2 protein-coding genes are annotated in these 3,442 nt (G+C 68.1%); one reads left to right on the top strand and one right to left on the bottom strand.

What is annotated here, in order from left to right:
• Positions 1-101: 101 nt before the first annotated feature.
• Complete coding sequence (ltrA, locus tag AB0O11_RS39165; RefSeq protein ID WP_363397354.1) at positions 102-1,463, bottom strand: group II intron reverse transcriptase/maturase; 1,362 nt, start codon at positions 1,461-1,463, stop codon at positions 102-104.
• A 716-nt stretch (positions 1,464-2,179) separates the two neighbouring features.
• On the opposite strand from ltrA, the gene AB0O11_RS39160 reads away from it, so the two are divergent.
• On the top strand, positions 2,180-3,442 hold a 1,263-nt coding region (locus AB0O11_RS39160), incomplete at its 3' end, for an NF041680 family putative transposase (RefSeq protein WP_363397351.1).

Genomic DNA, 3,442 nt, shown 5'->3' with positions numbered 1-3,442 from the left:
AGTAGGGTCGGGGACTGGCGCGGTGGCCGTTGCTCCGTTTCCAGTCCCCGCCGCTTCAAACCGTGCATGCAGTTCTCCCGCACACGGCTTTCCGACATCGTTCACCGGCTGGCATGCACCATTGCCCCGCGCACGTTCCCGGTCAGGCGGTAGACCCCAAGCCGACTGATCCACGCGTAGGTGAACCGCGTGGTCCAGTTCCGGCCCCGCAGGCCGTGTTTCCGACTGGCGAAGATCGCCAGCCGCTCGTGAACGTAACCATCGACCGCGTTGAACTTCCGCCCGGAGTTGCCGTTGCGGAAGTACGCTGCCCAGCCCCGGAGTACGGGGTTGAGGTCGGCCACCACGGCGGCCACCGGCCGTTCGGTCCGGGACCTGGAGGTCGCCACGCGGATCTTGTCCCGCAGCACCCCCAACGCCCGTGCCGAGGGCCAGCGTTGCAGGTAGAACCTGCCCCGCCACTTCCACGACTCCACCTTCCGGTGATGGAATCCGAGGAAATCGAAACCCTGCCCGCCCCGGGTGAGGCAGACGACGCCGGACTTCTCCGGATGCAAGCGCATCCCGAGCCCGCCCAGCACCACCGCCGCCAGCTCACGCGCTTGTTCGGCGCGCTGTCTGGTCGGCGACAGGACCACGAAGTCGTCGCAGTAGCGCACCAACGTCCCCAGCCGCCGGCCCCGGCCCTGCCACGCCTCGTCGAGGACGTGCAGGGCGATGTTGGCCAGCAGTGGGGAAATCGGTGAGCCCTGCGGAGTCCCTGCCCCGGTCGGGGAGGTCACCCCGCCCTCCAGTACTCCCATCCGCAGCCACGCCCGGATCAGCTTCAGCATCGACCGATCCACGACCCGTCGGGCCACCTGGGCCATCAGCGCATCGTGGTCGATCGTCCCGAAGCAGTCCCGGATGTCGGCCTCGAACACCCATTCCTGCCGTTGGTTCGCCGCGACGCGCACAGCCTCGCACGCGTCGATCGCGGACCTCTTGGGCCGGAATCCGTAGCTCGCCTCGGTGAACTGGGCCTCGAAGACCGGTTCGAGGACCAGTTTCGCGGCCGTCATCACCACCCGGTCCGCCACGGTGGGGATCGACAGCGGCCGGAACTCCCCCGGCCGCCCCGGCTTGGGAATCTGGACCCGTCGCAGCACCGACGGACGATACGTATGCGTCCGCAACTGCTCCGACAGGTCCTGGAGGAACTCATCCACCCCCGAGGCCGCCACCTGGTCGACGGTCACGCCGTTCACGCCGGGGGCGCCCCGGTTCGCACACACGCTGGACCACGCCCGCCACAAGACGTCCATGCGGTGGACGTGGCCGTACAGGGCATGGAACCGGCGTTCGGGTTCTTGCTTGGCACAGCGGTAGAGCGTCCACTGCAAGGCTCGGACCTTGTCCAGAGGACGCCGCTCACCGCGGCCTGTGTCCTCCCGGCGGGCGGACACAGCCGTTTCGGCACTCACCCGGGCCCCTCCTTGTTCGTGTCAGCATCGATGAAGCAGGGGCCCTTCGCTCCCAACGGGTTGTGTTGTCCCGCCGATCGGCACTACTACGACCCCCTCCGACTGCCTCTCGGCAGCTCGCCACTTCCCGGTTCCGCCGGTTATAGGCGAGCCACACTCCCGGGCCGCATGCCCGGAGCCGAGTAGGCCCTCTCCAGTTCCCAGGACACCCGTCCGACCATTCCACGCCCCTTACACCGGGAGGTTCTTGAGCGCCCGCTCCAGGATCTGGGACGCCTTCCATGGCCTTCGCCCTTCAAGCACAGGCTCGGCTCCTCCTTGGCCCACCCCTCTCGAAGCGGGAGTTAAATGACGGTGCTGCAGGCTTCACTTGATGTTGCGGACTGGTCGGTCGCACGCCCCCGAAGGACGCTTGTCACTCCACTTCGACGCCGCCCTCTCGAACGACGCCGGGAGTCAGCTACCGGGGACCCTGGCGTCTCCCCGGACCGGACTCGCACCGGCTGGCTGCCCTGAGCTTGACGCCCGGTTACATCCTCTCCACCTCCTCTGAACTGGGACGATGCCCGAGCTGCTGGACGTACGCTTGACTTTTAACCTTCCGCGATCGCCCGGTGGCTGATTTGTTCACCCACATGGGGATTCGCCGGAAATGGTGACGACCTCCGGTTCACGCTGTGTGATGTCGAGTCTCACAACGGGCCGGGAGGTCGTCGGTGTCCAGTGTGGTCCATGCAGCCGCTCAGCGGTCGGCATTGGCTGAACTGTCCTCCTTTCGGATGGAGTTGTATGAGGCGATGCCCAGCCGCGCGGATGCATTGTTCGAGCTGGTGGATGCGGTGCTGTGTGCCGCGGGACCTGTGGTGTCGCTCCCGGAGTTGAGTTTGGAGGCGGTGCACCGGCGCGGGCACGGGGCCATGTACGACGCCCTGGCGAACGGCCGGATTGATGTCGGACGAATGCAACTTGCGCTGGCCGGGCTGGAGTTGCCGCGCGGATCGGACCGGCAGCTGTCGATCGCGGTGGATGTGACGCCCTGGCCGCGACCCGACGCTGAATGCTCACCGCAGCGACTGCACTGCTACCGACCATGCCGCTGCGACGGCGTCCGGCAGACGATCCCGGGCTGGCCGTACCAGGTCGCCGCCGCGCTGGGCGGTGGCCGCTCCTCGTGGACCGGGGTCCTCGATGCGGTCCGTATAGGCCCCGATGACGATCCGACCGAGGTCACCGCCGCCCAAATCCACGACCTGCTGGAACGGCTTCGCAAGGCCGGGCAGTGGCGCGAGGGCGACCCCAAGGTGTTGTTCGTCCTGGACTCCGGCTACGACGTCGTGCGCCTGACCTGGCTCCTGCGCGATGAGCCGGTGCGACTGCTGGGGCGGATCCGCGCGGACCGGGTCATGCGCCACCCGGCCGGCCGCCGCAAAGGACCCACGCCCGGCCGGCAACCCCGCCATGGCGAGGAGTTCCGGCTGGCCGATGCGGCCACGCATCCGTCACCAGTCCAGGAGTCGGCCACCCGCCATGACCGGTTCGGCACCGTGACCGCCCGCTGCTGGGGACGTCTCCACCCGAAACTGGAACGCCGCCAGGGCAGCTGGGCCAACCACGATGGTGAACTCCCCATCGTTGAAGGAACATTGGTCCATCTGGCGGTCGAGCACCTACCCGGGAACCGGGACCCCAAGCCGTTGTGGCTGTGGCATTCGGTCCCCGACGCCGCCGCCCATGACGTCGATCGTCTCTGGCGGATCTTCCTGCGCCGTTTTGACCTCGAGCACACGTTCCGCTTCCTCAAGCAGACCCTCGGCCTGACCCGGCCCCGCCTGCGGCACCCGGAGCAGGCCGACCGCTGGGTCTGGCTGGTCCTGACCGCCTACACCCAGCTCCGCCTCGCCCGGTGTCTTGCCGAAGACCTCCGCCGTCCCTGGGAGAAACCCCTCACCCCCGACCTGCTCACCCCGGGCCGGGTCCGC

This window comes from Kitasatospora sp. NPDC093102 (assembly GCF_040683915.1).
GTDB lineage: Bacteria > Actinomycetota > Actinomycetes > Streptomycetales > Streptomycetaceae > Kitasatospora.
Note: the sequence above shows the minus strand (reverse complement) of the source record. Positions and strands in the feature narration are given on the sequence as shown.